Source organism: Stieleria sp. (genome assembly GCF_041595215.1).
Taxonomy (GTDB): Bacteria; Planctomycetota; Planctomycetia; order Pirellulales; family Pirellulaceae; genus Stieleria; species Stieleria magnilauensis.
The window spans coordinates 1-4,153 of sequence record NZ_JBFHKV010000800.1; the positions used below are offsets into that span (position 1 = coordinate 1).

The 4,153-nt window shown below is 59.1% G+C and carries 2 protein-coding genes; one reads left to right on the top strand and one right to left on the bottom strand.

Annotated elements, in window-relative coordinates:
* Nucleotides 1–197 precede the first annotated feature (197 nt).
* A complete protein-coding gene (locus ABX749_RS24355) occupies nt 198–1,190 on the top strand; it encodes a sialidase family protein (RefSeq protein WP_372898280.1) in 993 nt (330 codons plus the stop codon).
* A 117-nt stretch (nt 1,191–1,307) separates the two neighbouring features.
* Here the strand turns inward: ABX749_RS24355 and ABX749_RS24360 are convergent, their stop codons facing one another.
* On the bottom strand, nt 1,308–3,791 hold the full coding sequence (locus tag ABX749_RS24360; RefSeq protein ID WP_372898281.1) for an exo-alpha-sialidase: 2,484 nt from the start codon (nt 3,789–3,791) through the stop codon (nt 1,308–1,310).
* Nucleotides 3,792–4,153: the final 362 nt, after the last annotated feature.

Here is a 4,153-nt window from a genome sequence, read left to right on the forward strand (position 1 = left end):
AATTACGACCCCTTCATGGATTCCGACGGCGATGGCGATGTCGATGGACAAGATTATGGCCGCTTCGGTTTGAATTTCCTGAAGAGGCTTTAGGAGGATGGCAGTCGGGGGCTGGCCAGGTCATCTTCCCCCGTCGCTGTCCCGGTTCGTTAGAATGCACGCCTCCCACCCTCCCCAGCCCACCCAGGACATGCATCATGAACCGTGCCGCTTCCCTCTTCGCATCGCTTCTCCTCCCCGTCGCACTACTGGCGGCCGATGACTTTCCTAAACCCGTTCTCGTCGACGCGCAGCGTATTTGGGACGCGGCTCCACACAACGCGTTCACCGATTTGGTGCGGTTCAACGAGCGTTGGTACTGCGTTTTTCGCGAGGGTCAAAAACACGTCTCTCCCGACGGCGCGTTGCGAGTTCTGACGTCGTCGGACGGTGAACATTGGAAGTCCGCGGCGCTCGTCACGTCGCAAGACTACGATCTGCGCGATGCCAAAATCACCGTCACTCCCGATGGCCGGCTGATGCTCGCCGGCGCCGGAGCGGCCGACACGCCGGAGGGACGACACCATCAATCGCTGGTCTGGTTTTCCGATGACGGCACCCACTGGAGTGCCCCCACCGCGGTCGGTGATCCAGACAACTGGCTCTGGCGGATCACTTGGCACAAGGGAAATGCGTACGGTTTCGGCTACGGTTGCGGCAAGGGCGATCGATGCCTGCGGCTGTTCAAAAGTTCCGACGGAAAGACGTTTGAAACGCTGATCGAAAACGTTGACGTCGAAGGCACGTACCCCAACGAAACCTCCATCGTTTTTCTTCCCGATGACACGGCGTATTGCTTATTGCGACAGGACGGAAAACCCAACTCGGGCAACCTCGGTACGTCGCGTCCCCCGTACACGCATTGGAATTGGAAGAGCCTGGGCGTGCGGATCGGCGGTCCCGACATGATCCAACTGCCCGACGGTCGTTTCGTCGCCGTCGTTCGTCTATACGATTCGCCCGTCCGTACGTCGCTCTGTTGGCTCGATCCGGAGACCGGCACGCTGACCGAAGCACTTAAGCTGCCGTCGGGCGGAGACACCAGTTACGCAGGGCTGGTCTGGCATGATGAGATGCTGTGGATCAGCTACTATTCGTCACACGAAGGCAAGACGAACATCTACTTGGCCAAGGTCCGCTTCGAAGGTTAAGCAACCTCCGTTTGATCAGTAACTCCTGTCGCTCGGCAAGTCGACCGAATCCATGGTCGTTGCGAGGGGAGGTCGAACCGTCAATCGCGGCGTGCACTTCATCGTCCAAAGCCGCGTTCACAATCGGTCGGGATCCAGCACGACGTGACGGATGCTCTTGCGTTTCCACGTGTAAGTGATGTGAACCTTGTCGTCGGCGGTTTGAATGACGGCCGGATAGGAAAACTCGGCGCCGCGTTCGCGTTCCAACGTCAGCACGGGATTCCATTGTTTCCCGTCAGAGGAAAGGGCCACATTCAACATCGACCGGCCGGCGGGGAACGGGCCGCGTTTGATGGTGTGGTTGTAGACCAGCAGCTGCCGACCATCGGACAAGGTCACCGCATCGGTGCCGGCGTTGGGATTCGGTAAGTGTGTCGCAGTGAGCGGCCCCCAGGTTGCCCCTCCGTCGCGCGACCAACACTGTGCAACCACGCCTTCCTTGGACCGGCACAACACCTGCATCCGGTTGTCGCCATGCAGCAGAATGCTGGGCTGGATGGCATTGAAGTTCGCAGCCTGATGGATCGGGCCGATGACCTGCCACGTCTTGCCAAGATCTCGGCTGAGTTCGAAGTGCACGCGCCAGCCGGCATGCTCGGTACTAGACGGACAGAGGATCGTTCCGTCGTCCAGTTGGATGGGTTTGTTTTTGACCGGGCCGATCATGTTGGGATTGCCGGCACCGAGTTTTTCATCGGTCCCAATCCGACGCGGTCGTGACCAGGTCACGCCATGATCCTCCGACGTCATCAACATGCCCCACCAGTGTGACGCCCGGCCGTGTTTCGGGTCGACGACTTTGTAAAACAGCAGCAGCGGTCCGTCGTCGGTCTGAAACAGCACCGGATTGCCGACACGGTGATCACCGGATTCGCCTTCGCTGCCATCGGCCACTTGGACCGGTGGCTGCCACTTGCCATCGACCTGCCGAGCCACCCAGATCACGTTGTCGAGCGCCGGCTCGTTCGTCCCGCCGAACCACGATGCCACCAGTCCGTCCGGCGTTTCGGCCAAGGTGGACGAATGACATTGCGGTGTCGGTCGGTCCTCGGGGTCGAACACAAACTCGCTAAGCAGGTGGGCGCTGTGCAGGTGGGCACCGCGTCCCGGCGCCGAGACAGGAGGCACATGAAGTAGCGAGACGTGTTGGTTTTCCGCCCGCCAAATCGGCGAACCTCGGTAGAGTTCACCGACTCGATAGCGCGGATGGGGTGTGGCGGCGGTGTCCATGATGCGGACGATCTCGGCGACTTTCGCCGGGTGATCACCAGCCACGTCACGGGACTCCCCGGGATCGCGTTTGAGATCATAAAGCTGGACAGCCCCGTTCTCTTTCCCCAGGCGAATCCCTTTCCAGTCGCCCAGACGGACGGCCTGGTCATAGTGTTTGCGACAGTGGCCATAGTCCCAGTACAAATAGTCTCGACGTACGCTCAGCGGTTTGCCCAGCAACGCATCAAGCACGGAGACGCCATCGATGTCGGTGGGAATTTCTCGGCCGGCGATCTGGGCAAACGTCGGCAACATGTCTTGAAACGCAATGACTTGATCACTGACAGTGGCCGCTGGGATCTTGCCCGGCCAGCGTGCCAAGAAGGGAACGCGAATCCCGCCTTCGGTGAGATCACGCTTGAAACCGCGCAAGGGGCCGTTGGTGTCAAACGTGTCCCAGACCGTTGCATGACCGCCGTTGTCGCTACTGAAAATCACCAGCGTGTCGTCCGCCAAACCCAACTCGTCGACGCGATCGATCAGTTTCCCCACACCGACGTCCAGACGGTGAACCATCGCGGCGTATTTCTTGGCCTTGTCCGGCCAATCACGTTCGGAATACGGGGCAGTCGACGGCACGGCCAGCCCGTCGGGGTCTTCGCTCTTGGAAGAAAAATGGGGCAGCGTGTAGGCGACGTATAAAAAGAACGGGTCATGCTTCGATTCCTGAATGAACCGCAGCGCATGATCGGTCAAGACATCGTGGCTGTAAGTGTGTTTCGCAACCGGGTTGCCGGGCAGCTCGATCCGGCTTTCACCATGATCGAGATACTCGGTGTAGTAATAATGCGCGTGGTCCTGGTTCAAATACCCGACCCACTGATCGAATCCCTGCCGAGTCGCCGAGCCAGTTGTTCCGGTGTCACCCAACGACCACTTGCCGACTCCACCGCATCGATAACCGGCGTCCTGAAGCAGTTCGGCAACGGTGTGATCGTTGTCATCGAGATAGGTCGGATAGTGCGGAATGTTGTCGCGAGCCGGGGTGTGCCCGCCATGCAGCCCGGTCATCAACACGCTCCGCGACGACGTACACACCGGTCCTCCGGCATAGGCTTGCGTGAAACGGATTCCCTGCTGTGCCAGTCGGTCAATGTTGGGCGTGGCGATCAGTTGCTGGCCGTAGCAACCGAGGTCACCCCAACCGAGATCATCGGCGACGATCAGCACGATGTTGGGAGATTTGGCCTGGGGTTCCAGCGCATAGGAGGCCGCGGGAACCAAGCTAGCGGACAACAGACACAGCGCGCACACCCAAACAGAGTGATGACCCAGGAGTGGTTTCATGGAGTAAGAATCTTGACGATGGATGTGAAGCTGTCGTGGAATGGAGACCGCAGGATTTCAAACGCGATTGATGCTGTAACGGTATGTTACAATAATCTCCCGCACCGCAGTGGACATCGATCGATGTCGATTGCCCCACCCCCGACGTGCTGCTTCCATTGCCCACCTTGATCCAGCACCCCTCAATGATCACGACTGAACGAATGCGGAATTGACAGGCTGGAAGCCTATCCCACTTTTGACAAGCGATCATTTCCACGAGTGAATTTTATGAATCGAAACGGCTTCGTGTGTTGGTTGTTTCTGGTCTCCCTGGCCGCCGGAACGCTCGACGACAAACCCGTGTGGGCTGGTGAATTGCG

Excerpts from the sequence above, each read along its gene's own strand:
- ABX749_RS24355 (WP_372898280.1), top strand. The coding sequence starts at position 198 with ATGAACCGTGCCGCTTCCCTCTTCGCATCGCTTCTCCTCCCCGTCGCA.
- ABX749_RS24360 (WP_372898281.1), bottom strand. The coding sequence starts at position 3,791 with ATGAAACCACTCCTGGGTCATCACTCTGTTTGGGTGTGCGCGCTGTGT.